Genomic DNA, 26,148 nt, shown 5'->3' on the forward strand with positions numbered 1-26,148 from the left:
CCTTCAGGGCCTTCGGCCGGCTGCGGGCCGGCCGTCCGACCGCATCCCTGCGACGGAGGCCACGGCCCTGCGGTCGTCCGACGGAGGACGCACGGGCTCCACCCTGCCGACTGGGGGTCGGACAATTCCCGCCGCGCGCTGATGCGGCGCGAATTGTCGGACAACCCCTAGTGTGAGACCGCCGCGCTCCCGGAAAACCCCCGTGCCGGGGGCGCGGCATCCCCCCGCCGGTCCTCGTCCAACTGGCGCACGGCGATGGTTGAACACACCCGTGCTGATCATTCGCACCGGTTGAACGCCCGCACCATCGCCAGTGGTTGGGGCATAGTGGTCTGCGCCGCCAGGAACCGACGGAGTTCGGCGAGGCCGGAATTCAGGACGTCAGGACGTCAGGACGCCTGGACCGGATCGCGGAACCGTGGGCAGAGCTGCGGCCGAACCGCTTGATCGAGACAGGCGAGAACGACACCACTCAGCCGCGCAGCGCGGGCCGCCGTGCATGTCCGCGCGCCGCCCGGATCGACGCAGCGCCAAGCCCAAGGGGAAGCAATGGCCTTCGAGCTGACCGGCTACCGGAACCTCGGCGACGCGTTCGCCGCGAGCGTCGCCCAGAACCCCGACAAGACCGCGATCACCATCTACCGCGACTCCACCGAGGCCACGCACGAAAGCCTCAGTTACGCCGAACTCGCCCGCCGGGCCGGCCTGCGCGCCGCCGACCTGGCGCAGCACCTGGCTCCCGGCGAGCGCGTCCTCATCGCGCTGTCCACCGGCACCGAGTTCGTCGAGCTCTACCTCGCCTGCCTGCTGGCCGGTGTCATCGCCGTGCCCGCCCCGCCGGCGACCGGCTCCAGCAGCGCCGCCCAGCGCGTCGCCGCGATCGCCGCTGACTGCACCCCAGGACTGGTGTTCGCCGATGCCGGGGACCTCGACACGCTCGCCGAGCGCTTCCACGCGCAGGGCCTGGGCCGCGTCCCCGTCCGGGCCGCCGCCCCTGTGCCGGCAGGTGAGGTCCCCCTTGCGGCGCTCCGAGGCCGCCACGCCGACCACGACTCGCTCGCCGTCCTCCAGTACAGCTCCGGCTCCACCGGCACCCCGAAGGGCGTGATGCTGGCTCACGGGAACGTCCTGGCGAACCTCGGGGCCCAGTACACCGTCGTGGGTCTGAACAGTGACGACTCGTTCGGCAGCTGGATGCCGCTGCACCACGACTTCGGCCTCTTCGTCCAGCTCAGCGGCGCACTCTTCTGCGGCGCGACATCGGTCCTGATGCCGCCGACGGTGTTCGCCCGCAGGCCCGTCGAGTGGTTCCGGATGATGAGCGAACTCCGGACCACCGCCACCTCCGCCCCCAACTTCGCGTACGGCATCGCGCTGCGCCTCATCAAGGACGAACACCTCGAAGGGCTCGACCTGTCACCGCTGCGCTTCCTGATCAACGGTTCCGAGCCGATCCATGCCCCCACCATTGCCGCGTTCACCAAGCGATTCGCGCAGATCGGCCTGCGTCCCGAAGCCGTCGCGGCCGGCTACGGCATGGCCGAGGTCACCGTCTACGCCAGCGGCACCCCCATCGACCGCGAGCCGACCGTCCTGGTTGTCGACGCCCAGCGCCTCGCTGACGCGGACCGCCCCGCGCTGGTTCCCGCCCGTGACGGCCACGCCAAGGAGATCACCGGCGTCGGACGCCCCGAGGCCTTCGACGCCCTGATCGTCGACCCCGCCACCCGGCACCCCCTGTCCGCCGGCGAGGTCGGCGAGATCTGGCTGCGCGGCGACAGCGTCGGCCACGGCTACTGGGGCAAGCTCGACCTCACCGCCAGTACCTTCGAGGCCCGCCCCGCCGGCGCTGACGACACCGAACCCGGCTGGCTGCGCACCGGCGACCTGGGTGCCCTGGTGGACGGTGAGCTGTTCATCACCGGTCGGCTCAAGGAGGTGATGATCGTCCACGGCCGCAACCTCTACCCGCACGACCTCGAACACGAGGCGCGCGCCGCCCACCCCGCGCTGGAGAAGTTCGTCGGCGCCGCCTTCGGCGTCCAGGCCCCCGACGAGCGGATCGTGCTGGTGCACGAGGTCAGCCCGACCGTATCGGCCGAGGAACTGCGCGCCGCGGCGGCGGCCGTCATCCGCCGCCTCACCGCCGCCACCGGCGCGCCGGTCCGCAACGTCCTGCTGGTGCGGCGCGGCAGTGTCCACCGCACCACCAGTGGCAAGATCCAGCGCGCCGCGATGCGCGACCGCTTCCTGGCCGGCGAGATCACTGCCCTGCACACCGAACTCGAACCCGCGGTACGGCAGTTGACCGCAGGGTCCGAAACCCTGTGACGCCCGCCCGCACCGGCACCGCACGCGGGATCGCGAACCGGTTGACGTGGATGCAGGCCTGGTAAGGGCTCACGGGCGCGGATCGAGCGCCGCGGAGGACACCGTTCTCGGCGGTCGCTCGCTGCGCGCACGAAGCCGGCTCCGGTTCCTTGCGCAGCTCCAAGGACCGAATGCGGCCTACAACAACCGCATGGTGCTGCGCCTGACCGGCAATCCGGACCCTCGGGCGCTCGGCGCGGCCATCGCGTACACGTTCGACCCGGCCGGGTTGTAGCGCAGCCGCCACGTCCGCACCGCGTGGTTCAGGGCGCCTCGCAGCACGGCCACCCCACCGCGTGGTGAACGGTGGTGCGCCCGAGGCCGGCGGCGAGCTGCGTGCTCACCCAGGCGTCGATGTGCTCGGGCCGCAGGTCGACGAGCAGGAGCAGCATGCTGCCGACCGCGGGAACCAGGTCACGCCCGGTAGCCTGCGGCGCACTTCCCGGGTGGGTTCGTCGGGACAGCGCGCGAACACGCCAGTGAAGCAGCGATGAGCACGTACAGGGTGCTGACGTTGCCAGGCGTCGTTCTTCTCGTCCTGCCCTACCGTCTGCGCGGCACGAGTCCGGTGTCGAAGGCGATGATCGCCAGGTGGACGCGGTCTCGCGCCTCGAGCTTGGCGAACAGTCGCGCGACATGGGTCTTCGCCGTCGCCACGCTGATCACCAACCGCTCGGCGATCTCAGTGTTCGACAGTCCCTGTCCGACCAGTGCCAGCACCTCGCGCTCCCGGTCGGTGATCTCCGCGATGAGCCTTGAGTCCGCGGCGGGCCGGGCGTCCGGTTCGGGGGCCGCAGGGCCGGATGTTCCGGCGAAGTCCGCGATCAGCCGTCGGGTCACGCTCGGCGCGAGCAACGCCTCGCCGGCCGCCACCACGCGGATCGCGTCCAGGATCGCGTCCAGGGCCATGCTCTTGAGCAGGAATCCGCTGGCGCCGGCGCGCAGTGCGCCGTAGACGTACTCGTCGTCGTCGAAGGTCGTCAGCACCAGCACCTTGGGCGGGTCCGGTTCGGCGGTCGCCTGCCGGGTCGCCTCGATCCCGTCCATGCCCGGCATCCGGATGTCCATCACCACGACGTCCGGCCGCAGCTCACGTACCAGGCGCACCGCCTCGTGGCCGTTGCCGACCTCGCCGACCACCTCCAGGTCGTCGGTGTTGCCGATCAGGATGGCGAGCCCGACCAGCATCAGGGGCTGGTCGTCGGCCAGCAGTACTCGCACGCTCATACCGGGAGGCTCGCCATCACTCGGAATCCGCCCTCCGGACGCCGGCCGGCGCTGAACTGGCCGGACAGCAACGTCACTCGCTCGCGCATGCCGAGCAGGCCGAAGCCGCTCCCGCCGGCCGCGGAGTGCCTCGGACGGCCCGGCCCGCCGAGACTGTCGTCCCCGTCGTCCACCACCTCGATCGTCACCCCTTCCGGCTCGTAACCGACCGCGACCCGGCACGTCCGCGCCCCGGAATGCCGCACCACGTTCGTCACCGATTCCTGGATGATCCGGAACGCCGACAGCTCGATCTCCGGCGGCAGCTGGCGCTGCTCGCCCCGCCAGGTCACATGGACCCGAACCCCGGCGCCGGCCGTGCGTTCGGCGAGCTGCGGGACGTCGGCCAGGCTGCCGGCCGGCGCCAGCGGAGCCGCCGACGGCATGGCGTCGTCCGGCTCGGCGCGGCGCAGCGCCCCGAGCATGCGCTGCAGCCCCAGCAGCGTCTCCCGGCTGGTGGTCTCGATGCCGGTCAGCGCCTGCCGCGTCTGCTCGGGCCTGGTCTCCACGACCCGCGCCGCCGCTCCCGACAGCACCGTGATGATCCCGATGCTGTGCGCGACGCTGTCGTGCAGTTCACGGGCGATCCGCAGCCGCTCGGCCATGACGGCGCGGGCCGCGGTCTGCTCGTGCAGGGCTTCGAGGTACTCACAGCGTTTGCGGTACACCCCCCCGAACACCCACGCGACCGCGAACCACAACGCGAGCCCCCCGGACCACTGGGCCGCGTCGCCGACGGACTGCCCGCTGACGTGGATGTCGTTGACGAACGCGGCCGCGACGCCCGCGACGGAGCCGACGGCGGCAGCCTTCGGCCGCCGGGCGGCGAGGTACCCGCTCAAGGCGACGAGCAGGATGAACACGATCAAGGGCCGCGCGCCGAAAAGGTCGCCGAGGGCTGATTCGCCCAGGACAACCGTGAAGACGGTCGCCGGCAGACGGCGCACCAGCAGGATCGGAAGGGCGAGCACCACGCAGAGACCAATCCGGTGGTAGGCCCCGAGGTCGGGGAACCGGAACAGGCCGTCGGCAGGGCTCGGCGTCGTCAAGGGGAGCATCAGCGCGTAGAAGCCGGCGGTGGCCAGCACCACGGCCTGTGACGTCAGCCAGGTCACGCGCTTCGATGTCGAGAGACGCTGGAGGAGCTCTTCCATACGGGGATCGTATTCCGTGGCGTCGGCTCTGCGCGTCGCCCCGGGGATGTATGCGCCGGTACACCGCCGGGCCGATGGCCCGGGGAGGGTTACATCCGCCAGCCGACGCGATGGATCATGGTCCGTTCCTAGGTTCAGGGCCATGACGAACCCGCCGATGATCGCTCTCCAAGACGCGACAAAAAAGTATGACGAGGGCCCGCCCGCGCTGGCCGGTGTGACCTTGTCCGTGGCGTCCGGTGAGTGCGTGGCGATCCTCGGCCATTCCGGCAGCGGGAAGTCCACGCTGCTGAACCTGATCGCCGGCCTGGACAGGCCCTCCAGCGGCAGTGTCACCGTCGACGGCACCCGCGTCGACCAGCTCGGTGAGGCCGGTTCGGCGAAGTACCGCCGGGCCTCGATCGGCATGGTCTTCCAGTTCTTCAACCTGCTCGACGACCTGACCGTGTTGGACAACGTCATGGTTCCGGCGCAGCTGGCCGGGATGGACAAGGGCGAAGCGAAGCGGCGGGCCATCGAGCTGCTCGGCTCGCTGGGCATCGACCGGCATGCCAAGGCCTACCCGCAGCGGCTGTCCGGCGGGCAACGACAGCGGGTGGCGGTGGCCAGGGCCCTGATGAACAAGCCGGCGCTGCTGCTGGCCGACGAGCCCACCGGCGCGCTGGACTCGAGCTCGGCCGAGGACGTGCGCCAGCTGCTGCTGGACCTGAACAGCGAGGGCCAGACCATCCTGCTGGTGACCCACGATGTGCAGTTGGCGGCGAGCACCGCGGGCCGCACGATCGAGTTGGTGGACGGCGCGGTCAAGCGGGACGTCGTCAACAACGGCAGCGGTGCCGGCCTGGCCGCCCGCACGTTGCTGACCCGTCCGGCGGGAGCGGTCGGATGACACTGCGCAAGCCGCCGATGCCCCGGCGCCTCTTCGAGCTCGGATCCCGTGCCGCGGCCCGCCTGCTGCTGGCGGTGAGCCGATGAGCGCCTTGGGCAAGGTCGTACGCTCCGGCGTGGGCCGGCGTCGGCTCCAGTCGCTCGTCATGGCCCTCACAACGTTCGCCGCGGTGACGTCCTCGGTGCTCTCCCTCGGCCTGCTGACTGTCGTGCAGGCCCCGTTCGAGCACGCTTTCAGCGCTCGGAACGGGGCACACCTGGCGGTCCAGTTCGACAGCTCGAAGGCCACGGCTGCAGAGGCCGCCGCCACCGCGCACGCCGCCGGCGTCACCGAGGCGTCCGGGCCGTACCCGATCGCCGCCGCCCTGGACACGACCGTCGGCACGGACTGCCCCAAGAACGATTTCGCCGGTACCGACAATCACCCGATCACCGTCACCACCCGGCCCGACCTGGGCAGCACCTCCGGGATGGACCAGCTGCTGCTGACCCGGGGGCGCTGGCCGACCGGCCCGGGCGAGATCGCCCTGCCGTGGCAGCACTATGCCGTCGACTGCTTCGGCAGTTCGGTGGTGTTCTCCTCGCTGCCGGGCAAGCCGTCGTTCAAGGTCGTCGGCTTCGCCGACTCGGTGACCAACAGCGCCACCGCCTTTGCCACCGCCGACGGTTTCGCGCGGCTCACCACTGCCGGTGCCAAGGCCGACGAGCAGATGCTCTACCGGTTCGCCGAGGCCGGGACCGACGCCGACATCGCCACCGACAAGCAGGCGGTGGTCGCCGCCGCGCCGGCCGGCTCGGTCGAGGCCGGACAGTCGTACCTGACTGCGGAGCAGCAGGTGACCGGCAACGCCAAGGCCTACGTGCCGTTCCTGGTCGCCTTCGGGATCCTCGGGCTGTTCATGTCGGTGCTGATCATCTCGATCGTGGTCAGCGGGGCTGTGGCCTCGGGAATCCGGCGCATCGGGATTCTGAAGTCGTTGGGCTTCACTCCTTCGCAGGTGGCCCGCGCCTACACCGCGCAGGCCATGATCCCGGCGACGGTCGGCCTGGTGCTCGGCACGGCTTTCGGCAACCTCCTGGCTGTACCGATCCTGGACGGGGCCACCAAGCAGCTCGGCGCGGCCAGTGCCACGATTCCGTTGTGGGTCAGCGCCGTGGTGCCGCTGGGCACCCTGCTGGTCGTCGGCGTCACGGCGCTGATCCCGGCACTGCGAGCCGGCCGGATGTCGACCGTGCGGGCTCTGGTCGTCGGCCGCGCCCCCAAGGCCGGGGGCGGTCGGAGGGCGCACCGTCTGGCCTCGCGGCTGCCGCTGCCCCGGGCCGTGTCGTTCGGGCTGGCCCAGCCGTTCGCCCGGCCGGCTCGGACCGTACTGGTCGGTGCGGCGGTGCTGTTCGGCGTGGTGAGTGTCACGTTCGCGGCGGGGCTGGAGTCCGGGTTCAACAAGTACCTGGACACCAGCACCTCAGGCTTCAGCGTCGCGTCGAAGATCGTGATTCCCACAGCCGAGGTAGGCGTGCCCTGGGATCTCTACGGCCCGAACGACCCGCGCAAGTCGCACCTGGACGCCGCCGAGGTGGCCGCTGCGCTCGCCAGGACCCCGGGCACCAAGACCGCGTTCGGCTGGGGCGACAGCGGCGCGACCATGGTCGGCGCCCCGACCGGCGGCGAACCGACGCAGGTGTTCACGGTCACCGGCGACTTCTCCTGGACGCACCTGGAACTGCTGTCCGGCCGCTGGTACTCGGCGCCCGGCGAGGCCGTGGTCGGAGACAAGTTGGCCACGGCGGTGGGGATCCACGTCGGTGACAACGTCACCGTGGTGCAGCAGAACAAGCAACTGTCGCTGAAGGTCGTCGGCATCAACTTCAACACCAACGCGGGCGACTATACGGCCATGACGGATGCGGCCACCTTCACCGCCGCCGGTCTGACCCCGCACATCGACCAGTTCAACGTCGAGCTTGCCGACAACGTCGACGGACCGGACTGGTCCGCCTCGGCCGCCGCCGCGCTGGCCCCGCTGAACGCCTCGGTCCAGCCGCACTCGGACGGGGGCAAGAACATCATTGTGATCACCATGGGCGCCCTGGTGGTCACGCTCACGCTGATGATGGTCGCGGTCGCCGCGCTCGGGGTGCTGAGCATGGTTGTGCAGGACACCCGGGAGCGGGTTCATGACCTGGGGATCTTCAAGGCCCTCGGGATGACACCCAAGCAGACCGTCGCGATGGTCCTGACCTCGGTGACACTCACCGGCCTGGTCGCCGGGCTGATCGGGGTCCCGCTCGGGGTCGCGGTGGAGAAGGCGACGCTGACCCCGATGGGGAACGCGATCGGCCGGCACCTGCCGCCGAGCGTGTCCCACGTCTACACCACCGGGCTGCTCGTCCCCCTGCTGGCGGGCGGGATCGTGATCGCCCTGCTCGGCGCACTGCTGCCGGCCGGCTGGGCGGCGAAGACCCGGACCGCCACCGCGCTGCGGACCGAGTAGGACCGAGTAGGACCGAGCAGGACCGAGCAGGACCGAGTAGGACCGAGTAGGACAGAGCAGCGCCGCCGGTCGCCGTAGCAGAAGCGTGCATCCACCGTCTTGAAGTGGCTGGTCAGGTGGGTGCGGGGCGGCCGTCCCGGCCCAGGAGGTGCTCGAAGCCCCGAGGGGCACCGGATGCGTCCGGTGCCCCTCGGGGTGCGGTCGTGCCGGGTGGCTGTCAGCCGGTGAAGGTCACGTCCCAGTGGTTGCCCTCGTTGGCGTAGACGTTGCCCGAGGGGGAGGTGTAGAGGGTGGCGCCGTCGCCGCGGACGCCGCTGTAGGCGAAGTTGCCGGTGATGTGGTTGGTGAGGCAGCTCACCATCGCGAAGTCCAGCTTGTAGCCGTTGGCGTGGCTGTAGGTGCCGGCGGAGTGGCCGGTCTCGGTGCCTCCGGTGATGGTCAGGCCGCAGCCGCCCACGGCGTGCTTGAGCGCGACGGCGCCGTCCGCCGAGGCGCGGCGCAGGCCGTCGAAGGAGGTGCAGGTGCTGCTGTTGCGGTTGGAGCAGTTGCCCGAGGAGGACCAGGTGATGCCCGCGGAGGAGAGCAGCGAGGCGGCCTGGGACTGGCTGAGCAGGTCGCCGCTGCCGCCGCCGGTGCTGCCGCCCCCGCCGGAGAGCAGGGCGGACCAGGTGGCGGGGCCGACGATGCCGTCGACCGGGCTCAGGCCGGCGGACTGCTGGAAGCCGCGGACCGAGGAGTCGGTGCCGGCACCGAAGGCGCCGTCCACGGAGAGGTTGGCGCCGCGGGCGTTCAGCTGGACCTGGAGCGCCTTGACGGCGTCGCCGTTGTCGCCCTGGCGGACGGTGACGATCAGCTTCGGCCAGGTGGCGCCGCCGACGATGCCGTCCGCCGGGCTCAGGCCGTTGGCGTTCTGGAAGCTCTTGACCTTGGCCTCGGTCGCGGGGCCGAACGCGCCGTCGGCGCCGGTGGCGTAGCCGCGGGCGTTCAGCAGGTACTGGACGGTGGACACCTTGGCGCCCTGGTCGCCGTTGCGGACGACGGGCCAGCTCGCGGCGTGGGCGGCGGGGACGGACAGCACTGCTGCCAGGAGGGCGGCGAAGACCGCGGCCACTGCGGCCGGGAAGCGCTTCACGGAAGTTCCTCACTTCTGCTGAGGGATGAGGGGACGAGGGGATGAGAGGAGAGAGGAGAGGAGGGGAGGGCGGGCTACCAGGTCGGCAGGTTCTCCCAGCAGGTGGTGCCCCAGTCGTGCTCGTTGTGGACGATCACCTCGAGCAGCTGGGAGCCGGTCTGGACGCCGACCACCCCGTCCACGTCGAGGTGGTTGGCCTTCTGGAACTGGCGCAGGGCGGTCTCGGTGCGGGCGCCCCAGATGCCGTCGGTCTGGAGGCCGGAGTGCAGGGAGGCGTTCAGCGCGAGCTGCACGCACTTGACGCCGGTCCCGCGGTCGCCGTAGGCGATCTCGCCGGCCGAGGGCCGCGCGCTGGCCGTGCCCGCCAGGACGGTGACCGCGACGGCGGCGGTGGCCGTCACGAGGGCGGCGCGCTTGATGATCGGGAACATGGGCATGGCGGGGCTCCTGGGAGGCGTGGGTGAGGGCGGCCGCAACGACCGTCGGCAGCCGACACTAGGAAGCCCCGAAGACGTCCCGCGAACGTTTCGCGTCCCTGGGACGCCCTCCCTCACGGGCACGCCGGCCGGGGACGGAGGCGGAGTCGTCGCGGCTGGTCAGACGCACCGCGCGGCGGCTCCGTACGGTGCGCGGCGAGGGCGTCCCACGGCGCCCGTCCGAGGCCCGCGGTGTCTCAACCTGAGCGGTCCCGGTGTCTCAAACCGCAGCTCAGGGCGGTGGTATACGTCGTACCCGTCCCAAAAACAGGAAGATCGTGGATCTTCGTTCCGGGGATGTCACAGTGGATCTCGCCGTAGCACGAGACCCGGGGTGGGCCGTGCTGCGGGAGGGCGCACCGCGGGGGCGGGGGGCTCGGCCGCCGGGAGACCGGTACGGCCCGTGGGGACCGGCCGGCGGGAGTGCGGCACGGCACCCGGCTCCGTCGCGCGTCCTCGATCGCACAACGGAACGACCAGGGGGAAACGAACGATGGACCATGTTCTTGTGTCCGGCGGCGCGCCGAAGGACCCCGCCGACCGCCTCTCCGAGGAGCTTCAGTCGCTGAAGTCCTCGTCCGGCCTGACCTACGCCCGGATCAGTGAGCACACCCACTACGCGAAGTCCTCGTGGGAGCGGTGGGTGAACGGCAAGCAGTTCCCGCCGCGTGACGCCGTCGAGCGGATCGCCGTCGTCTGCCAGGCCGACGAGCGGCGCCTGCTGGAGCTGTGGACCCTGGCGGAGGCCTGCCGCACCTCGGCCGCCGCGCCGGCCGCCGCAGCGGGCGCCGTCGGGCGCTCCGGTGCGCCCGGCGAGGGGGACGCCGCCGCGCAGGACCGCCGGCAGATGGCCCTGTGGTCGCTGACCGTGCTGGCACTGGCCCTGACGGCGGGTCTGGCGCGGTCCGTCGCCCAGGGACGGGAGCTGCGGCGCGGCACCCTTCCCGGCGGCGGCCTGTAGGTACGACACCGGAAGGGCCCCACCCCGCCCGGGGTGGGGCCCTTCCCGCGTGCCGCTCAGTACCAGTTGTGGGACTGCCAGAAGCTCCACGCCGAGCACGGGTCGCCGTAGCGCGACTTGATGTAGCTCAGGCCCCAGCTGAGCTGGGTGGCCGGGTTGGTCTGCCAGTCGGCTCCGGCGGACGCCATCTTGGTGGCGGGCAGCGCCTGCGGTATCCCGTACGCGCCGGACGAGGGGTTGGTCGCGTAGACCTTCCAGCCGCTCTCGTGGGTGTAGATCTGCTCCAGGCAGCCGAACTGCCCGCTCACGCTCCAGCCGAGGGCGGGGAACTTCCACTGCGCGGTGATCCGCACCGTCCGGGCGATCCCCAGCGCGTTCATGGTCGCGGGGCCGGCGATGCCGTCGGCGTCGAGCCCGTGCGCCCGCTGCCAGGCGGCGACGAAGGAGGTCGTCCCCGCGCCGTAGGCCCCGTCGGCGCCGGAGCCGGTCGCGCGCTGGACCTCGGCGACCTTGTTGTGGAGGGCGAGTTCGGTCCTGGGGCCGTACGCGCCGTCCTCGTCGAGCCCGTTGTCGCGCTGGAAGCCGCGGACGGCGGCGGTGGTGGCCGGGCCGTACGCGCCGTCGACGCCGCCGCTCGCCAGGTAGCCGATCCCGACCAGGTTGCGCTGGATCCAGGTGGTCGAGTCGACGGCCTGCGCCTGTGCGGGCAGCAGGGCGAAGGCGACGAGTGCGAGCACGGCCACGGCGAGGCCGCGCAGGGCTGCGATGTGTTTCACGGTCATCCCTTCCGGTGCGCCTGTCGGACGATCAGGCGGTGCCGCTCACTCTCGGCCCGGGTACCGGCGTCCCACCACGGTCCACCGCGATTCGGGGACGTCCCGCGACGGCCGGGACCGACCGTTCGGGGCGGACGCGGCGTCACTCGCCGAACGACGGACGCTGCGTCGCTGCCCGTGCGACGCACAGCGGCGCCGCCCGCGGTGACCTGGTCCGCGGGCGGCGCCGGAGCCGTACGGCATCGGGCGTCAGGCGAGCAGCCGGCTCCAGGTCCGGGCGTCGACCACGCCGTCGGCGGGCAGCGACGCCGCGCTCTGGAAGGACGCCACCCCGGACTGCGTCCCGGGGCCGAAGGCGCCGTCGACCGCCACCGTGACGCCGTGGGCGACCAGCTGGCTCTGCACGGCGGTCACCGCGCTGCCCGAGGCCCCGCGCGCGAGCGGCGCGACCGCCTGGCTCCAGGTCTGGTTGCCCGCGACACCGTCCGCCGAGGCGTGCACCGTGTTCTGGAAGGCCGTGACGGCGCTGCGGGTGGCCGGACCGAACGAGCCGTCCACGGTCAGGGTGGCGCCCCGCTGCACCAGCAGGTACTGCAGGGTCTTCACCCGCTCGCCCGAGGCGCCGCTGCTCAGCACCGGCCACACCGGGCCGGTCGGGTCCCCGCCGATCTGGGCGGCCACGTCGCGGCGCAGCTGCGGTATCAGCGCGTACAGGCGGTCGCCGGGGCACTCGGTGGTGTTGAAGTCGCGGTGCCCGTAGATCTGGTAGGCCCGCAGCCCGTACTGGCGGCAGATGTGGGCGATGAGGGCGACCAGCGCCGCGTACTGCTCGCTGCGCGGGTCGACGGTGCTGTAGGTGCCCTCGTTCTCGATGCCGATGGCCACCGTGTTCTGCCCCGTGCAGTGGGCGGACTCCACGTGCTGGGTGCCACTGGCCAGCGTGGACAGGCTGTTGTGCCGGCCCTCCGTGATGTACGCGCCGCGGCTGACGGTGAAGTGCTGGCCGGTGTCGATCCAGCCCTCGCTGTCCATCTGGTAGGTCTGCATCGACCTGGCCAGCGAGAACGCGGCGGCCTGCGAGTAGTTGGTGACGTTGGCGGTCGCGGTGTGGTGCACGATCACCTTGTCCGGCGCGCCGGGCAGGATGCCGAGCGGGCCGGACGCGGGCCGGGCGCCCCAGACGGCCGTCGAGGCGATCGCCGGGCCGGTGGCGGCGTGTGCCGCCCCGGAGGGGAGCGTGGCGGAGAACAGTGCGCCGGTGCCGAGCGCGAAGGCGCCGGCGAGCACCGAGCGGCGCCCGGGGTGGGAGGGGGTGGGGTCGGTGGTCATGTCGAGGGCTACCTGGTCCTTCGGAGGAGGAGGGGAGGAGGAGCGGGAGGTCCGGGGGCGCGGCGGAGCACCGCTGCCCCCGCGCCTGGTGACGGCACGAGGGCAGCGGGTGGGCCGCCCGGACCCGGCGGACGGGTCCGGCGGGTCGTCCGGGCGGCGGGTCAGCTGGTGGGGATGACCGTGGGGCAGAACTCGATCTGGACCAGGTTGCCCGAGGGCTTGAGGTAGCCGTAGTAGAGGGCGTCGCCGGTCTTCGGACCGACGATGCCGTCCGCCGAGAGGCCGCGGTGCTGCTGGAAGTCGGTCAGTGCCGCATAGGTCGCGTTGCCGTACTGGCCGTCGACCGTGATGGAGTACCCCGCGTTGCGCAGCCCCTGCTGCACGCAGGCGACCCCGTCGCCGCGCTGGCCGGGCTTGACGTACGGGACGCCCCGGTCGGCGTGGGCGACGCCGGCGAGCGAGGTGACGGCGACGGCGACAGCGCCGAGGGTGACGGCTCCGCGCCGGAACACGTGCTTGATCATGGAAGGTTCCCCCATCTCGGAAGCGGTCACGGGCCGCTCCGGCGGAGCACTGCCCCGGGTCTGCGGTCCGTGACTCGGACATGGCCCATGCTCGGCGCCGCGCCACCCGTCCCACCAGGGCATTTCCGTCCCTGGGACGTCCTGGACCGGCCGGGGCGTCCGTCCCCGTCCCCGTTCCCGTCCCGCCCTCGTCCCGCCCCCCGTCCCGTCCCCGTCCCGCCGGCGCCGCTCGGCGGGTGGGGCCTCGAACTGCTTCTCAGGGGCGGAAGGTGCGGCGGTAGGTGTCGGGCGGGACTGGTGGCGGTACCCATGCCAGTGGTCGCGGCGATGGTGTCGACGGTGGCGTCGGTCGTCTCCAGGAGTTCCTGGGCGTGGCGGATGCGCTGGGTGTGGAGCCACTGCAGCGGCGTGGTGCCGGTGAGGTGCTTGAAGTGGCGGCCGAGGTGGCGTGAGCTCATGCGGGCCCGGCGGGCAAGGTCCTCCACGGTGAGCGGTTGGTCCAGTCGCTCCAGCGCCCAGGGGAAGAGCTCGCCCAGGGGGTGGTTGCCCGGGGCGGGGACGGGGGTGGCGATGAACTGGGCCTGGCCACCGTCGCGATGCGGCGGGACGACCAGGCGTCGGGCGATCCTGTTGACGACGGCCGCGCCGTGGTCGAGGCGGACCAGGTGCAGGCACAGGTCCATGGCGGCGGCCTTGCCCGCGGAGGTGAGGACGTCGCCGTTGTCGACGTAGAGGACGTCCGGATCGACGGCGGCCGTTGGGTGGCGCCGGGCCAGCTCCCGGGTGTGGGCCCAGTGTGTGGTGGCGCGCCTGCCGTCGAGCAGTCCCGCCGCGCCCAGGACGAAGGCGCCCGTGCACAGGGAGGCCACGCGGGCGCCGGCCGCGTGGGCGGCGCGCACCGCCTCGACCAGTTCGGCGGGCGGTTCGCGGTCCGTGTCGGCCCAGCCGGGGACGATCACCGTGTCCGCGTGCGCGAGGTGGTCGAGTCCGTGGTCGGGCTCCAGAAGGAAACGGCCGACGCGCACCGGAGCGCTCCCGCAGAGGGAGAAGTCGTACCAGGGGTCCACGATGTGGGTCAGATCGGATCCGAAGACCTCGACGGCCACGGACAGTTCGTAGTGGAGCATGCCGTCGGTGACGGCCAGCGCGACAGCGGGCATGTCCGAAACTGTACGCGGCATGTCGTTCCCGACGCTCGCGCGGGGTGCTGCCGCAGGGACAGGATGTGGGTGTCGGGCCGCAGCGGACCGGCATCGCAGCGGGTGTTCGAGCGGACGGGGAGCAGTCTCATGGGGTCAGGTCAGCTGGTGGCGGTGTTCGGCGCGTACGGTCGCACCGGGCGGTTCGTGGTCGCGGAGCTCGTCGCGCGCGGGTTCGTGCCGGTACTGTCCGGGCGCAACGCGCGGGCCTTGGAGGAACTGGCCGACGAGCACGGGCTGGAGGCCCGGGTGGCGTCGGCCGAGGACCCGGCCTCGCTGGACCGGGCCCTGGCGGGAACGGCGGCGGTCATCAACTGCGCCGGCCCCTTCGCCTCGACCACCGGCCCCGTGATCGAGGCCGCGCTGCGCGCGAAGATCCCTTACCTGGACGTGGCCGCCGAGCTGGAGGCCAACCTCGACACCTTCGCCCACTACCGCGAGCGGGCCCGTGACGCGGGAGCGGTGATCGTGCCGGCCATGGCCTTCTTCGGCGGTCTCGGCGACCTGCTCGTGACCGCCGCGATGGGCGACTGGACCGAGGCCGACGAGGCGCACATCGCCTACGCGCTCAGCAGCTGGCACCCCACCGCCGGCACCCGGCTCTCGGGTGCGGTCTCCCGCGAGCGGCGCGGCGATTACCGCCTGCGCTACCGCGGCGGACAGTGGGAGCGCCGCACCGATGCCGCGCCCACCCTGGAGTGGGCCTTCCCGGAGCCGATGGGCCCCCGGCCGGTGATCGGGGAGTTCACGATGGCGGACGTCGTCACCGTCCCGCAGCACCTGTCCATCCCCGACGTGACCACCTACATGAACACCGAGGCGGTCCGGGACGTCGTCGCTCCCCACACGCCCGCCCCGGTCGCCGCCGACGAGAGCGGGCGCTCGGACCAGACCTTCCTCGTCGACGTCGTCGTCCGCTCGGGCAAGGCCGAACGCCGGGTCACGGCCGGCGGTCAGGACATCTACGCCATCACCGCACCCCTGGTCGTCGAGGCCCTCGAGCGCGTGCTGGCCGGCTCCATCAGGACCACCGGCGTCGCCTCCGCCGGCGAGATCTTCGACGCCCCGGACTTCCTGCGCGCACTCCGCCCGCACCTCGCACTCGACCTGCACCCGCAGAAGCCGACCGCCTGACCCCGGCCGTCCAGGTCGGCCGGGAGCGGGCCGTCCGCGGGACCGCCGTTCCCCCACCTGCCCACCGCGCCCCCACGGGCCCCTCAATCCAGCGGTGTACCGGCAATCAATACGTGGGCTGATGTGCCCGGGGGCGGCCGACCCTAGCCTCGGACGTGTTCAGCAGGCCGATCACGGGTGGGAATGTCCGGCCCGGACCGCCGCTTCGACCGGATGGAGTGTCGTGCGCGTGACCGAGTGGGAACCCGGCCGCCGGAGGTGCGGGTCCGTCGACCGCGGGGCCGCGGTGCGGCCGTTCGACCGGACCGACGGCGGGGCGAAGGGACGCCGGTGGTCGGCCTGATGGACGCGACCGTGCACGGCGTCCTGGTCGCGGCGGCACTGCGCCGGGCCGCCGTCACCTGGACGAGCAGGGCCTTCCTGGGCCCCCTGGTGCGCCCGGGAGCGGTCTGTCTGGACCTCGGTGCGGGATCGGGCCTCGACACCTGGCGGCTGTCCGCGCTCGCCGGGCGGCACGGCCAGGTGCACAGTGTGGAACCGCTGCGCGTCCGGGCCCGGTGGATGCTCTCGCTGACCGCCCGGCTCGGCTGCGCCAATGTGGTCGTGCACCGCGCCGCGCGCGGCGGGCCCACGGAGCCCGGACCCGGCGGGCCGGGGCCACAGTCCGGAAGCCGGCACCTGTACGTGATCGGTGGCACCGCGGCGCCGGCCATCGGGACCGGTGGCCGCCCGGCCGGCCTGACCGTGGACCGGCTCTGTCGCCAGGCGGGCCTGGAACGGGTGGATCTCATCAAGGTGGTCGTCGGCCGGGTCGAACCCGATGTCCTGCTCGGCGCCTTCGGCATCCTGCTGCGGGACCGCCCTTCGCTCCTGCTGGAGCTGGAGCTGGACCGGACGAAGCGTTCCACGGGGTACCAGCCGGAACCGACAGGCCTGGTACGCAGTCTGACCACCACACTCGGCTATCGGATGTACCGGTGGAAGCGAGGGGGCTGGCAGACGGTGAGCACGATGACGGACGACTGCCGCAGCTACCTCTTCAGTGTGCGGGCCCCGTCCGGTGCCGCCCGTTGACGGCTCCGGTCCGGAGGGGAGTGCCGGAGGTGGCCCGGAGCGTCCAACTGCCGCCGGTCCGCAGTTGAACGCGTCGTGAGGTCCGGACCGGTCCCGACCACCGCGGTCCGGCATGACGTACGGAGACGACTGCGGGCGCGGACGGGGTCTCCGTGATCGAACAGGGGCAAGGGCAAGGTGAGGTGACGTATCGACAGTCCTGCGGTGATCGGTGACCATGGACACGGTTGTTGAACGGTTGGGTCAGTGAGGCTGCAGTGACTGGTGTGATGGGCGCGACGTTCCCTCCCCCGGCATACCGGCGGGGTGGGAAATGAGGGCTCGGTGGCAGGGGGTTCGATGGCGGCTGCCATGGCATGACCCTGTCGAGTGCGTCGCGGTATCGGTCGCGTCGCACCAACCGTTCGTAGAAGCAGTGAAGACAAGTCGGATGTCAAACGGGGGAGCGGGAAGTGGAACGGCCTGTTGTCAAAGTCCTGATACCGGTGAACGGCGTTAGGGCCGCGGACTCGTACGGTTCCGTTCGGCCCGCCGTGCCCCCGAAACGGGAGGTCATGGCCATCCCGATCGCGGTCCTGCTGCCCGGCGAGTCACCGCGCTCGGAAGGGCCGGACGCGGAACACGTCGCCAGGCTGGTGGAACTGGAGACGCCGCTCCCGCCGATCCTCGTGGAACGGCGCACCATGCGCGTGATCGACGGTATGCACCGACTGATGGCCGCTTTCCTGAAGGGCCATGAAACGATCGATGTCGAGTTCTTCGACGGTACCAGCGAAGAGGCCTTTTTGCGGGCCGTTGAAGCGAACATTGCACATGGTTTGCCCCTCTCCCAGGGGGACCGCCGGGCAGCGGCCGCACGGATCATCTCCACGCACCCGCAGATGTCGGACCGCGCCATCGCACAGGCCTCCGGCCTGGGTGCGAAGGCCGTCGCCGCCATCAGACGGCGGTCGACCGATGTGACATCGCAGGTGAACGCCCGGGTCGGCCGCGACGGCAAGATCCGCCCACTGAACAGTGTGGAGGGCCGGAAGCGGGCCGCCGAGCTGCTCGTCGAACGCCCCGAGGCCTCGCTGCGCGAGGTCGCGCGGCTGGCGGGCATCTCACCGGCCACGGTCGGCGACGTCCGCCGCCGCCTCGCGGCCGGTGAGATGCCCGCCGTGGAGCACGCCGGGCCGGACCGCGTGGTCGAGGACACCGTCGTACCGGCCGTCGTGACGGTCCCGTCCGTCCCGCGCCAGGCGGTCCGGAAGATGCGGCTGGTCGAACCGGACCCCGCCTCGGTACTGGAGAAGCTGCTGCGGGACCCTTCGCTGCGGCACAAGGAGGAGGGCCGCCACCTGCTGCGCCTGCTGCGCCAGAACGCGATCGACACCCGGGAGTGGTCGAAGCTGGCGGCGGCGGTGCCGGCCCACTGCGGGGACCTGATCGTCGGCCTGGCGCGTCAGTACGCCGACATGTGGACGGAGTTCGCGCAGGACCTCGACCTCCAGGTCCGCGGCGGGGCCACGGAGACGAGCCCGGCCGAGAGCCACTGCTGAGAAGCGTCATCGGTGCCGGACCGGCGGACCCCGCCGGTCCGGCACCGTCGTTCTCCCGGCCGCCGCCTCGGGCGCTCCGGGTCGGTGAGCCCCTGCTTCCCGCCCCGGCCGCGCGTGTCGCTCTCCGCGCTGCCCTGCTCCTCGTGCTCGCGCGCCGTTGTGTCCCACTGCCTGCTGGGCGGGCCGGCCACTGCCGCCCGGCCCGCCGTACCGTGTGCCCTGATCCTCGCTCGGCCGGGGCGCCGACCGCCGCCGGCTCCGCCCCGCCGGCCTCCCCGCTGCCGGCCTCCCCGCTGCCGGCCGCGCCGCTCGGGCCCGACTACGAGTCCTGGTGGGCGAATTGGGTGTGGTAGAGGGTGGCGTAGAGGTTCTGGTTGGCGAGGAGTTGTTGGTGGGTGCCGGCTTCCTGGATGGTGCCGTCGGCGAGGACGAGGATGTGGTCGGCTTCGCGGATGGTGGAGAGGCGGTGGGCGATGACGAGGGTGGTGGTGTTTTTGAGGGTGGTTCTGAGGGTGTGCTGGATGGCGGCTTCGGTTTCGGTGTCGAGGTGGGCGGTGGCTTCGTCGAGGATGACGAGGGGTGGGGCCTTGAGGAGGAGTCGGGCGAGGGAGATGCGTTGTTTCTCGCCGCCGGAGAGGCGGTGGCCGCGGTCGCCGACGATGGTGTCGAGGCCGTGGGGGAGTTGGGTGACGGTGTTCCAGATGAGGGCCTTTTCACAGGCTCGGGTGAGGTCCTCGTCGGTGGCGTGGGGTTGGGCGTACCGGAGGTTGGCGCGGAGGGTGTCGTGGAAGAGGTGGGCGTCCTGGGTGACGATGCCGATGGTGTTGCGGAGGGACTGGAGGGTGAGGTGCCGGGTGTTGTGGCCGGCGATGTGGATGGTGCCGTGGGTGGGGTCGTAGAGGCGGGGGATGAGGTGGGTGAGGGTGGTCTTGCCAGCGCCGGAGGGGCCGACGATGGCGGTGAGTTTGCCGGCGGGGGCATGGAAGGTGAGGTTGTGGAGGGTGGGGGTGGTGTGGTCGGGGTGGGGTGTGGTGGGTCGGAGTGAGGCGAGGGTGGTGCGGGTGGTGGTGGGGTAGTGGAAGGTGACATCGGTGAAGGTGATGTCGGGTGGGGTGGTGGTGGTGAGCGGGTGGGCGTGGGGGCTTTCGGTGATGAGGGGTTCGAGGTCGAGGACTTCGAAGACGCGGTCGAAGCTGACGAGCGCGGTCATGGCGCTGGTTTGGACCGTGGTGAGTTGGTTGACGGGTTCGTAGAGGCGCAGGAGGAGGGTGATGAGGGCGACGAGGGTACCTATTTGGAGGGTGTCGTTGATGACGAGGGTGCCGCCGAGGCCGTAGACCAGCGCCGTGAACATCGCGGTGATCACGGAGACGGTGACCATGATGGCCCGTCCCTGGACGACCTGGGCCACGACGACGTCCCGGATCCGCCCGGCCTTGCCGCCGAACAGCGCGGACTCCTCCTCCGCGTTGCCGTACAGCTTGACGAGCATCGCTCCCGCCACGTTGAAGCGCTCGTTCATCAGCGACCCCATCTCGGCGTCGAGCTGCATGCCCTCCCGGATGAGCCGCTGGAGTCGGCGCACGATCAGCCGGACCGGCAGCATGAACAGCGGGATCAGTACGAGCGCCGCGGCGGTGATCTGCCAGGAGAGGTAGAACATCGCACCGAGCACCAGCACCAGCGTCAGCACGGTGGAGACCGACTGCGACAGCAGCGTCGTCACGGCCTGCCGGGCCTGTACCACGTCGGTGTTGAGCCGGCTGACCAGCGCGCCGGTCGGCGTGTGGGTGAAGAAGGCGATCGGCTGCCGCTGGACGTGGGCGAACACCTGGGTGCGCAGGTCGAGGACCAGCCCCTCGCCGGCCCGCCCGGAGCACCACGCCTGGGTGTACAGGGCGGCGGCGTCGACCAGGGCGAGCCCGGCGACCAGCAGGCAGAGCCGGATCACGGTCCCGGTGTTCCCGGCCAGGATGCCGTCGTCGACGATCATCTTCAGGATCAGCGGGCTCGTCGCGGTGATGACCGCGTCCACCACGGTCACCAGCAGCAGCAGGGCGACGGTCCGGCGGTACTGGAGGACGTAGGGGAGGATCCGCCGCACGGTGCCGGGTGCGACGCGCCGGCGGGTGGCCGGGTCCTCGCCGGGGCGGTTCTTCGGTGTCCTTGCTGCCGTCGGTGCCGTTGCTGCCATGTGAGGCCGCCCTGTGTCGGTGGGGTGGGTCGGTTGACGGGACGGCGGGGCCGGGTGCTGACCGCGGTCGCTCGGGCCGGCTTCCGGGGCCGGCGTCCCGGCCGGCGGGCGGGGCGGGCCCGCGCCGGAGCGGACGCCGTCCCGGTGGCCGGTGCTTGTGCTGTCCGTGGTGCCTGCGCTGTTCGGCCGCCTGTGCCGTCCAGGGGTCGCCGGAGCCGCGGAACGGCTCCGCGGCGCCCACGATGGCACCGTCCGGGAACGTCGATCAAGAGCGTCGGGCGTCCCGTCCAACTGCCGCACGGGTGCGGTTGAACGCGGCGGGAGCACGCACGTCGGCCCTGTTGACTGGCCACCGGACCGTTGGGCGATAGTGGGTCCCGGTGTGCGGGGCGGAGCATGAGGCGGCCGCCGAGCACGGTGACCGAGCACGAGGGTGCAGCCGACACCAGGACCCCGGTGACCGCCCGCCACCGGTGCGATCCCACATCACGTACCCGAGAGAGGACGACACGGTGACGAATCCGTTCGACGACCCCGATGCCAACTACCTGGTCCTGGTCAACGACGAGGGCCAGCATTCGCTGTGGCCGGTCTTCGTCGAGGTGCCCGAGGGCTGGGACACGGTGTTCGGCGAGGCCGCGCGTCAGGACTGCCTCGACTACATCGAGAAGTCCTGGACCGACATGCGGCCCAAGAGCCTGATCGCGGCGATGGAGCAGAAGTAGCCCGCACCCGCCCCGCCACGGCGCCCCTGACCCCGCCCGGGGTCAGGGGCGCCGGCGTCTGCGCGCCCGCGCCGTGCGGGCGCGCGGGTGCCCGCACCGTGCGGGTGGAACCGCGAAAGGGGCACCGGCCGCCGACGGCGACCGGTGCCCCTTTCCGATGATGCGTCAGTGATCGGTCCAACCGTGCTCCTCGGCCGACTTGGCGAGTCCGGCCCGGACGGCCAGGATCTGCTGCCCGGTGAGCGAAGGCGCGGCCCTCAGCAGCACCTCGGTCACTTCCTTGAGGTACTCGTCCGCGCCGAGCACGTCGCACAGTCCGTCGCCGTCGCCCGCCGCGACCCGGCCCCCTTCGCCCGCGGGGACCGCAGGGACCGCGAGCGAGGCGGGCGGCGTCAGCGGGTTCCCGTCGGCGTCGACCGCGAGCCGGACGGAGGAGGCCTTCGGCCCCCGCTCGCCCTCCTCGACCTCGAACTGCACCGCGAGGCCCGAGCGCACGTACTTCTCGGGAATCAGCATGTCGTTCACATGCAGGAAGACGTCCTCACCACCGGTTTGGGGAGCGATGAACCCATAGCCCCGCGCACCGTCGAACCGCACCACACGACCAGTAACCACCACGGCAACTCCCAGCTGAAAAAGGCCCCTTGCCCCAACAATCGGTGCCAGATCGTAGCCGCTGGGCGTGGGTTCCCGGTGCTTCGCGGCGACCGTTCAACTGCCGCCGCACCGCAGTCGGTTGCCGCGTCGGCGCAGGCCACTTGACCGATCGTCAAGTCCTGGCGTGCGGCCCCGGCGGCCGGCCGTTCCGTGAGCAGCCGGCGCCCCGCTCCGGACGGTGCGGTCAGCCGTGGAAGGCGGTACGGGAGGCGAGGACCTGGAGGGCGGTCTCGGACCAGCGGATGTTCTCGCGTTCGAACGCCATGCCGCGCAGCAGGGTGAGGTAGGGGCCGACCCGCTCGGCCTCTGCGAGGTGCTGCTCCTCGGTGCGGCCGTCGAGGAGCTTGGCCCGCAGGCGCTCGTAGCGGGCGAGCTTGGCGCGGGCCCACTCCAGGCGTTCGGCCACGGCCGCGCGGACGGCGCCGGCGTCACCGGCGTCGACGCTCTGGACCTTGACCATCAGCTCGTCGCGGATGGTGGTCGGCTTGTTCGTGTGCTCGGCGGTGTAGGCGTGGACGGCGGCGAGTCCGGCCTCGGTGAGGGAGAAGAGGCGCTTGTTGGGGCGCCGCTCCTGCTCGACCACCCGGGCGGAGATGAGGCCGGCGGCCTCCATGCGGTCCAGCTCGCGGTAGAGCTGCTGCGGGGTGGCCATCCAGAAGTTCGCCACCGAGGCGTCGAAGCCCTTGGAGAGGTCGTAGCCGGAGGCCTCGCCCTCCAGGAGGGCAGCCATCACCGCGTGCCGCAAAGCCATGCGGTCACGCTAGCAGCCACTGCCGACCACTGGTCAACAAGGTGACTAATGGCTATGGACAGTGCGTTCCCGACCGCTCCATACTCGCCGGTACACCTACTCAATTCGATGACTAGGGACCGGAGGCCTCCCCATGCACCCCTTCCGCAAGGCGGTCGAGGACCGCGACGCCCAGGCCATGATCGATCTCCTCGCCGAGAACGTCGCGTTCACCAGCCCCGTCGCGTTCAAGCCCTACCCCGGCAAGGCGATCACCGGCGCGATCCTGCGCGCCGTGCTGCGCGTCTTCGAGGACTTCGCCTATGTCCGCGAGATCGGCGACCCCGAAGGACGGGACCACGCCCTCGTGTTCACCGCCACCGTGGGCGGCAAGCAGCTCCAGGGGTGCGACTTCCTCCACCTCGACGAGGACGGGAGGATCGACGAGCTCACCGTGATGGTCCGCCCGCTCTCCGGCGCCCAGGCGCTCGCCGCCGCGATGGCCGCCGAGTTCGACCGGATCGCCGCCGAGGCCGCTGAGGTCGCCGGGGCCGCCGGGGCGACCGGTGGGGCCGATGCCGCCGGGGCGGCGGAGCGGTGAGCGACTTCGACGCCGTCGTCATCGGCGCCGGCAACGCCGGGCTGACCGCCGCCACCAGCCTCCAGCTCGCCGGCCTGCGCACCCTGCTCGTCGAGCGGCACAACCTGCCCGGCGGCTGCGCCACCTCCTTCCGCCGCGGCCGCTTCGAGTTCGAGGTCGCCCTGCACCAGCTCTCCGGCGTCGGCGCCGAAGGGCAGCCCTTCACCCTCCGCGGCCTCTTCGACCGGCTCGGCGTCAGCGACAAGCTGGAGTTCGTCGAGGAGCACGACCTCTACCGGGCCGTCGTCCCCGGCCGCTACGACGTCACCCTGCCCGCCGACTGGCAGGGCACGACCGACGCCCTGGCGGAGGCGTTCCCCGGCAACCGCGACCGGATCGAGCGCTTCCTCCAACTGGTCAGGGAGGTCACCTTCTGGCAGATCGCGGCGATCCGCGGCATGCCGCCCGAGCAGGTCGACCCGGTGCTGTTCCGGTACGGGCTGCGCCCGGTCAAGGAGGTCCTCGACGAGTTCTTCGACGACCCCGGACCGAAGTCGGTGCTCGGCACCTACTGGACCTACCTCGGCCAGCCGCCCTCCCGGCTCGCCTTCCAGGACCTCGCGCTCACCCTCTACGCCTACCTGGAGTTCAAGCCCTGGCACCTCGTGGGCGGGTCCCAGGCACTGTCCACCGCGATCCTGGACTCCTTCCTCGGCGCCGGTGGACAGGTGCGGTTCAACACGGCGGCCACGGCCCTCCTCACCGAGCACGGCCGGGTGACCGGCGTCCGGCTGGACGACGGCGAGGAGGTCACCGCCCGGGACGTCGTCTCCAACGCCTCGCTCCCGGTCACCTACGCGATGCTCGGTGAGGACGCCGTCCCCGCCGCCGTCCGCGAGGACCTCGCCACCCGCCGGACCGGCGTCTCCGGCGTCGTCCTCCACATGGGCCTCGCCGCCACGCCCGCCGAGCTCGGCTTCACCACCAGCACCACCTTCGTCCACGCCGACGAGGACGACGAGCGCACCTACGCCGCCACCCGCACCCTGGAACCCGCCCGCGGCATCTGCGTCACCTCCTACGACGTGGCCCCGATCGGCTTCGCCCCGTCCGGCGCCACCCACGTCAGCCTGATGACCCTCCAGTACGGGGACCACTGGGCGAAGATCCCGCCCGCCGACTACGCCCGGACCAAGTTCGCCTACGCGCAGACCCTGCTCGACCGGGTCGAGGCGGTCGCCCCCGGCATCCGCGACGCGATCGAGGAGGTCGACGTCGCCACCCCGCTCACCCTGGCCCGCTACCTCGGTCACCCCGGCGGCGCGATCTACGGCTACGACCAGGACCGCACCGAGGGCTGGCTCTTCCGCAACAGCGAACGCCGGAGCCACGTCCCCGGACTGCACCTGGCCGGCTCCTGGGCCGGACCGGGCGGCTTCCAGCCCACCCTCGAAGCCGGCGCCCGCGTCGCCCGCCGCCTGCTCCGCGCCAGGGACGCGGCCTGAGCCCGGCCCCTCTGCCCGCCCGCACCAGGTTGGAGAACGCCCGTGAGCCACCCCCTCGCCCCCCACTTCGACGACCACGACGCGGTGCGGGCCGATCTCGAAGCCCGTCCGCACCACGCCACCGACCCTGCCGCCAGCACCGCCGCCGTCGACGCCCACCATCCCCGGCGGCTGCGCCTCACCGTGGCCGAGATCCTCACCGAGACCGTCAGCACCAGCACCTTCCGCCTCCGCCGCCCCGACGGCGGCGACCTGCCGCCCTTCCTCGCCGGCCAGTACGTCGGGGTGTTCGCCGACGGCACCAACCGCCCCTACGCCATCGCGTCCAGTCCCGCCCGGGCCGACCACTGGGACCTGACCGTGCGCCGAGTGCCCGGCGGGCGGATCAGCAACCACCTGATCGACACCCTCGCGCCCGGCGACACCCTCACCACCACCGGTCCCACCGGGACCTTCCACCACAACCCGCTCTTCCACGGCGAGGACTTCGTCTTCCTCGCCGGCGGCTCCGGCGTCGTCCCGGCGATGAGCATGGTCCGTGAGATCGCCGACCGGGGCCTGTCCCGCCGCTTCCATCTGCTGTACGGCTCCCGCAGCGCCGAGGACATCGTCTTCCGCACCGAACTCGACGCCCTCGCCGCCACCCACCCGGACATCCATGTCCACCACGTGGTCCAGCACGCCTCCGCCGACTGGAGCGGCCCCACCGGCCTGCTCACCGGCGCCCTGGTCGAGGCCCTCGCCGGACCGCTCGCCGGCCGCACCGTCTACGTCTGCGGACCGCAGGCCCTCTACCCCTATGCCCTGCGACAGCTCGCGGACCTGGGCCACCCCCGCCGCCGGATCCGCTTCGAGGCCAACGGCGCCCCCGCCGACCCCACCGCCCAGCCCCACTGGCCGGCCGGCACCGACCCGGCGGCCGAGGTCGCCGTCACCGCCCGCGGCCGAACCTTCCGCACCCGCCGGGACCGGCCGCTGCTGGACGCCCTGGAGGACGCCGGCATCCGCCCCGAGGCCGCCTGCCGCTCCGGCGAATGCGGCCTCTGCCGGGTCCGGGTGGTCAAGGGCCACGTCCACACCGCCACCGAGGCCCGCCTCCGGCTGTCCGACGAACGCTTCGGCTACACCCACTCCTGCGTCGCCTACCCGATCACGGACACCGAACTCGACCTCTGACCCGACCGGGTCGGGGTCGACTTGCTCCTGGGGAAGGGGAGGGGTAGTGTTTTCAAGTCGCTTGACAGGGAGCACCGGACACGCAACAGCGCGGACGGTCCCGGGGCGGCCAATTCTCTGGAAATACCAATAACACCCGGCTCGGGTTTATTTGGCGTGTCCATTTGTGGGGATTGCGGCCGGATTCGCTTTTCGGAGCGGGGGTCGGCTAGAGTTTGGAACGTCGGACGGGGCGCGAGCCGCAGAAGACACCGGCGAGTCGGAC

General features: G+C 71.9%; 22 protein-coding genes and 2 pseudogenes. 11 read left to right on the forward strand and 13 right to left on the reverse strand.

Annotated features, from left to right (window positions below; translation table 11 throughout):
* Nucleotides 1–549 precede the first annotated feature (549 nt).
* On the forward strand, nucleotides 550–2,331 hold the full coding sequence (locus VR45_RS21410) for a fatty acyl-AMP ligase (protein ID WP_052709252.1): 1,782 nt from the start codon (nucleotides 550–552) through the stop codon (nucleotides 2,329–2,331).
* 302 nt (nucleotides 2,332–2,633) lie between these two features.
* On the opposite strand, the gene VR45_RS50105 is transcribed toward VR45_RS21410, so the two are convergent.
* The 3 genes from VR45_RS50105 to VR45_RS21420 form a co-directional block, all read right to left on the reverse strand.
* Nucleotides 2,634–2,762 (reverse strand): hypothetical protein, encoded by a 129-nt coding sequence (locus tag VR45_RS50105; RefSeq protein WP_286163375.1) that lies wholly within the window; start codon nucleotides 2,760–2,762, stop codon nucleotides 2,634–2,636.
* 151 nt (nucleotides 2,763–2,913) lie between these two features.
* On the reverse strand, nucleotides 2,914–3,597 hold the full coding sequence (locus VR45_RS21415) for a response regulator transcription factor (protein ID WP_045941415.1): 684 nt from the start codon (nucleotides 3,595–3,597) through the stop codon (nucleotides 2,914–2,916).
* Nucleotides 3,594–4,934, reverse strand: a complete 1,341-nt coding sequence (locus VR45_RS21420) for a sensor histidine kinase (protein WP_234326061.1) — start codon at nucleotides 4,932–4,934, stop codon at nucleotides 3,594–3,596. The genes VR45_RS21415 and VR45_RS21420 overlap by 4 nt, the downstream gene beginning before the upstream one ends.
* Nucleotides 4,935–4,947: 13 nt before the next feature.
* Here VR45_RS21420 and VR45_RS21425 point away from each other — a divergent pair, with 13 nt between their 5' ends.
* Together VR45_RS21425 and VR45_RS21430 are read left to right on the forward strand one after the other, a co-directional pair.
* Nucleotides 4,948–5,679, forward strand: a complete 732-nt coding sequence (locus VR45_RS21425; protein ID WP_234326062.1) for an ABC transporter ATP-binding protein — start codon at nucleotides 4,948–4,950, stop codon at nucleotides 5,677–5,679.
* A gap of 145 nt (nucleotides 5,680–5,824) precedes the next feature.
* Nucleotides 5,825–8,170 carry an FtsX-like permease family protein gene (locus VR45_RS21430; RefSeq protein WP_199925977.1) on the forward strand — a complete coding sequence of 782 codons (2,346 nt, stop codon included), beginning with the start codon at nucleotides 5,825–5,827 and terminating at the stop codon, nucleotides 8,168–8,170.
* A 217-nt stretch (nucleotides 8,171–8,387) separates the two neighbouring features.
* Here VR45_RS21430 and VR45_RS44340 read toward each other — a convergent pair whose 3' ends face one another.
* The 3 genes and pseudogenes from VR45_RS44340 to VR45_RS21440 all read right to left on the reverse strand — a co-directional run bounded on the left by VR45_RS44340 (nucleotide 8,388) and on the right by VR45_RS21440 (nucleotide 9,739).
* A complete protein-coding gene (locus VR45_RS44340) occupies nucleotides 8,388–9,050 on the reverse strand; it encodes a peptidoglycan-binding domain-containing protein (protein WP_353612708.1) in 663 nt (220 codons plus the stop codon).
* Nucleotides 9,036–9,302, reverse strand: a pseudogene (locus VR45_RS50595) (peptidoglycan-binding domain-containing protein); the annotation flags it as partial. The gene VR45_RS44340 and the pseudogene VR45_RS50595, both read right to left, overlap by 15 nt.
* Before the next feature lie 74 nt (nucleotides 9,303–9,376).
* A complete protein-coding gene (locus tag VR45_RS21440) occupies nucleotides 9,377–9,739 on the reverse strand; it encodes a peptidoglycan-binding domain-containing protein (RefSeq protein WP_045941418.1) in 363 nt (120 codons plus the stop codon).
* Between the two features lie 532 nt (nucleotides 9,740–10,271).
* On the opposite strand from VR45_RS21440, the gene VR45_RS47095 reads away from it, so the two are divergent.
* Complete coding sequence (locus VR45_RS47095; RefSeq protein WP_159394296.1) at nucleotides 10,272–10,739, forward strand: helix-turn-helix transcriptional regulator; 468 nt, start codon at nucleotides 10,272–10,274, stop codon at nucleotides 10,737–10,739.
* Nucleotides 10,740–10,795: 56 nt separating this feature from the next.
* Here VR45_RS47095 and VR45_RS44355 read toward each other — a convergent pair whose 3' ends face one another.
* From VR45_RS44355 to VR45_RS21465, 4 genes and pseudogenes are all read right to left on the reverse strand, one after another.
* Nucleotides 10,796–11,515: a peptidoglycan-binding protein gene (locus VR45_RS44355; RefSeq protein WP_199925978.1), complete on the reverse strand. Its 720-nt coding sequence runs from the start codon at nucleotides 11,513–11,515 to the stop codon at nucleotides 10,796–10,798.
* Nucleotides 11,516–11,764: 249 nt separating this feature from the next.
* Nucleotides 11,765–12,844, reverse strand: coding sequence for an N-acetylmuramoyl-L-alanine amidase (locus tag VR45_RS21455; RefSeq protein ID WP_045941419.1), 1,080 nt, complete (start codon nucleotides 12,842–12,844; stop codon nucleotides 11,765–11,767).
* 161 nt (nucleotides 12,845–13,005) lie between these two features.
* Nucleotides 13,006–13,368 (reverse strand): peptidoglycan-binding domain-containing protein, encoded by a 363-nt coding sequence (locus VR45_RS21460; RefSeq protein ID WP_045941420.1) that lies wholly within the window; start codon nucleotides 13,366–13,368, stop codon nucleotides 13,006–13,008.
* Nucleotides 13,369–13,624: 256 nt separating this feature from the next.
* A pseudogene (locus VR45_RS21465) lies at nucleotides 13,625–14,528 on the reverse strand (DJ-1/PfpI family protein).
* 129 nt (nucleotides 14,529–14,657) lie between these two features.
* Here VR45_RS21465 and VR45_RS21470 point away from each other — a divergent pair.
* From VR45_RS21470 to VR45_RS21480, 3 genes are all read left to right on the forward strand, one after another.
* Nucleotides 14,658–15,701 (forward strand): saccharopine dehydrogenase NADP-binding domain-containing protein, encoded by a 1,044-nt coding sequence (locus tag VR45_RS21470; protein WP_199925979.1) that lies wholly within the window; start codon nucleotides 14,658–14,660, stop codon nucleotides 15,699–15,701.
* Nucleotides 15,702–16,031: 330 nt separating this feature from the next.
* Nucleotides 16,032–16,775 (forward strand): hypothetical protein, encoded by a 744-nt coding sequence (locus VR45_RS21475; protein ID WP_052709255.1) that lies wholly within the window; start codon nucleotides 16,032–16,034, stop codon nucleotides 16,773–16,775.
* A gap of 554 nt (nucleotides 16,776–17,329) precedes the next feature.
* The gene (locus VR45_RS21480) at nucleotides 17,330–18,316 is read left to right on the forward strand and encodes a ParB N-terminal domain-containing protein (protein WP_045941421.1); all 987 of its coding nucleotides are present in this window, start codon (nucleotides 17,330–17,332) and stop codon (nucleotides 18,314–18,316) included.
* Between the two features lie 319 nt (nucleotides 18,317–18,635).
* Here the strand turns inward: VR45_RS21480 and VR45_RS21485 are convergent, their stop codons facing one another.
* Nucleotides 18,636–20,510 carry an ABC transporter ATP-binding protein gene (locus VR45_RS21485; protein WP_045941422.1) on the reverse strand — a complete coding sequence of 625 codons (1,875 nt, stop codon included), beginning with the start codon at nucleotides 20,508–20,510 and terminating at the stop codon, nucleotides 18,636–18,638.
* Nucleotides 20,511–21,022: 512 nt separating this feature from the next.
* Here VR45_RS21485 and VR45_RS21490 point away from each other — a divergent pair.
* Complete coding sequence (locus VR45_RS21490) at nucleotides 21,023–21,235, forward strand: MbtH family protein (RefSeq protein WP_043467896.1); 213 nt, start codon at nucleotides 21,023–21,025, stop codon at nucleotides 21,233–21,235.
* Between the two features lie 165 nt (nucleotides 21,236–21,400).
* Here the strand turns inward: VR45_RS21490 and VR45_RS21495 are convergent, their stop codons facing one another.
* Entirely contained in the window at nucleotides 21,401–21,850 is a 450-nt protein-coding gene (locus VR45_RS21495) for a cold shock domain-containing protein (protein WP_045941435.1), read from the reverse strand.
* 226 nt (nucleotides 21,851–22,076) lie between these two features.
* Nucleotides 22,077–22,643, reverse strand: coding sequence for a PadR family transcriptional regulator (locus tag VR45_RS21500; protein ID WP_045941423.1), 567 nt, complete (start codon nucleotides 22,641–22,643; stop codon nucleotides 22,077–22,079).
* 133 nt (nucleotides 22,644–22,776) lie between these two features.
* Between VR45_RS21500 and VR45_RS21505 the strand changes: the two genes are divergently transcribed.
* Genes VR45_RS21505 through VR45_RS21515 form a run of 3 tightly spaced genes read left to right on the forward strand, consistent with a single transcriptional unit; the run spans nucleotide 22,777 to nucleotide 25,883 of the window.
* On the forward strand, nucleotides 22,777–23,223 hold the full coding sequence (locus tag VR45_RS21505) for a nuclear transport factor 2 family protein (RefSeq protein ID WP_045941424.1): 447 nt from the start codon (nucleotides 22,777–22,779) through the stop codon (nucleotides 23,221–23,223).
* The gene (locus tag VR45_RS21510; protein WP_045941425.1) at nucleotides 23,220–24,707 is read left to right on the forward strand and encodes an NAD(P)/FAD-dependent oxidoreductase; all 1,488 of its coding nucleotides are present in this window, start codon (nucleotides 23,220–23,222) and stop codon (nucleotides 24,705–24,707) included. Before VR45_RS21505 ends, VR45_RS21510 begins: the two co-directional genes overlap by 4 nt.
* 42 nt (nucleotides 24,708–24,749) lie before the next feature.
* Nucleotides 24,750–25,883 (forward strand): FAD-binding oxidoreductase, encoded by a 1,134-nt coding sequence (locus VR45_RS21515; RefSeq protein WP_045941426.1) that lies wholly within the window; start codon nucleotides 24,750–24,752, stop codon nucleotides 25,881–25,883.
* Nucleotides 25,884–26,148: the final 265 nt, after the last annotated feature.

Origin of the sequence: Streptomyces sp. NRRL S-495, assembly GCF_000966955.1 — a bacterium.
Classification (GTDB): Bacteria; Actinomycetota; Actinomycetes; order Streptomycetales; family Streptomycetaceae; genus Kitasatospora; species Kitasatospora purpeofusca.

What these genes read in the sequence shown, in the direction of transcription:
- VR45_RS21410 (WP_052709252.1), top strand. Translation starts at nt 550, where the DNA reads ATGGCCTTCGAGCTGACCGGCTACCGGAACCTCGGCGACGCGTTCGCC.
- VR45_RS50105 (WP_286163375.1), bottom strand. Translation starts at nt 2,762, where the DNA reads ATGCTGCTCCTGCTCGTCGACCTGCGGCCCGAGCACATCGACGCCTGG.
- VR45_RS21415 (WP_045941415.1), bottom strand. Translation starts at nt 3,597, where the DNA reads ATGAGCGTGCGAGTACTGCTGGCCGACGACCAGCCCCTGATGCTGGTC.
- VR45_RS21420 (WP_234326061.1), bottom strand. Translation starts at nt 4,934, where the DNA reads ATGGCCCTGAACCTAGGAACGGACCATGATCCATCGCGTCGGCTGGCG.
- VR45_RS21425 (WP_234326062.1), top strand. Translation starts at nt 4,948, where the DNA reads ATGATCGCTCTCCAAGACGCGACAAAAAAGTATGACGAGGGCCCGCCC.
- VR45_RS21430 (WP_199925977.1), top strand. Translation starts at nt 5,825, where the DNA reads ATGGCCCTCACAACGTTCGCCGCGGTGACGTCCTCGGTGCTCTCCCTC.
- VR45_RS21440 (WP_045941418.1), bottom strand. Translation starts at nt 9,739, where the DNA reads ATGCCCATGTTCCCGATCATCAAGCGCGCCGCCCTCGTGACGGCCACC.
- VR45_RS47095 (WP_159394296.1), top strand. Translation starts at nt 10,272, where the DNA reads ATGGACCATGTTCTTGTGTCCGGCGGCGCGCCGAAGGACCCCGCCGAC.
- VR45_RS21455 (WP_045941419.1), bottom strand. Translation starts at nt 12,844, where the DNA reads ATGACCACCGACCCCACCCCCTCCCACCCCGGGCGCCGCTCGGTGCTC.
- VR45_RS21460 (WP_045941420.1), bottom strand. Translation starts at nt 13,368, where the DNA reads ATGATCAAGCACGTGTTCCGGCGCGGAGCCGTCACCCTCGGCGCTGTC.
- VR45_RS21470 (WP_199925979.1), top strand. Translation starts at nt 14,658, where the DNA reads ATGGGGTCAGGTCAGCTGGTGGCGGTGTTCGGCGCGTACGGTCGCACC.
- VR45_RS21480 (WP_045941421.1), top strand. Translation starts at nt 17,330, where the DNA reads ATGGCCATCCCGATCGCGGTCCTGCTGCCCGGCGAGTCACCGCGCTCG.
- VR45_RS21485 (WP_045941422.1), bottom strand. Translation starts at nt 20,510, where the DNA reads ATGGCAGCAACGGCACCGACGGCAGCAAGGACACCGAAGAACCGCCCC.
- VR45_RS21500 (WP_045941423.1), bottom strand. Translation starts at nt 22,643, where the DNA reads ATGGCTTTGCGGCACGCGGTGATGGCTGCCCTCCTGGAGGGCGAGGCC.
- VR45_RS21505 (WP_045941424.1), top strand. Translation starts at nt 22,777, where the DNA reads ATGCACCCCTTCCGCAAGGCGGTCGAGGACCGCGACGCCCAGGCCATG.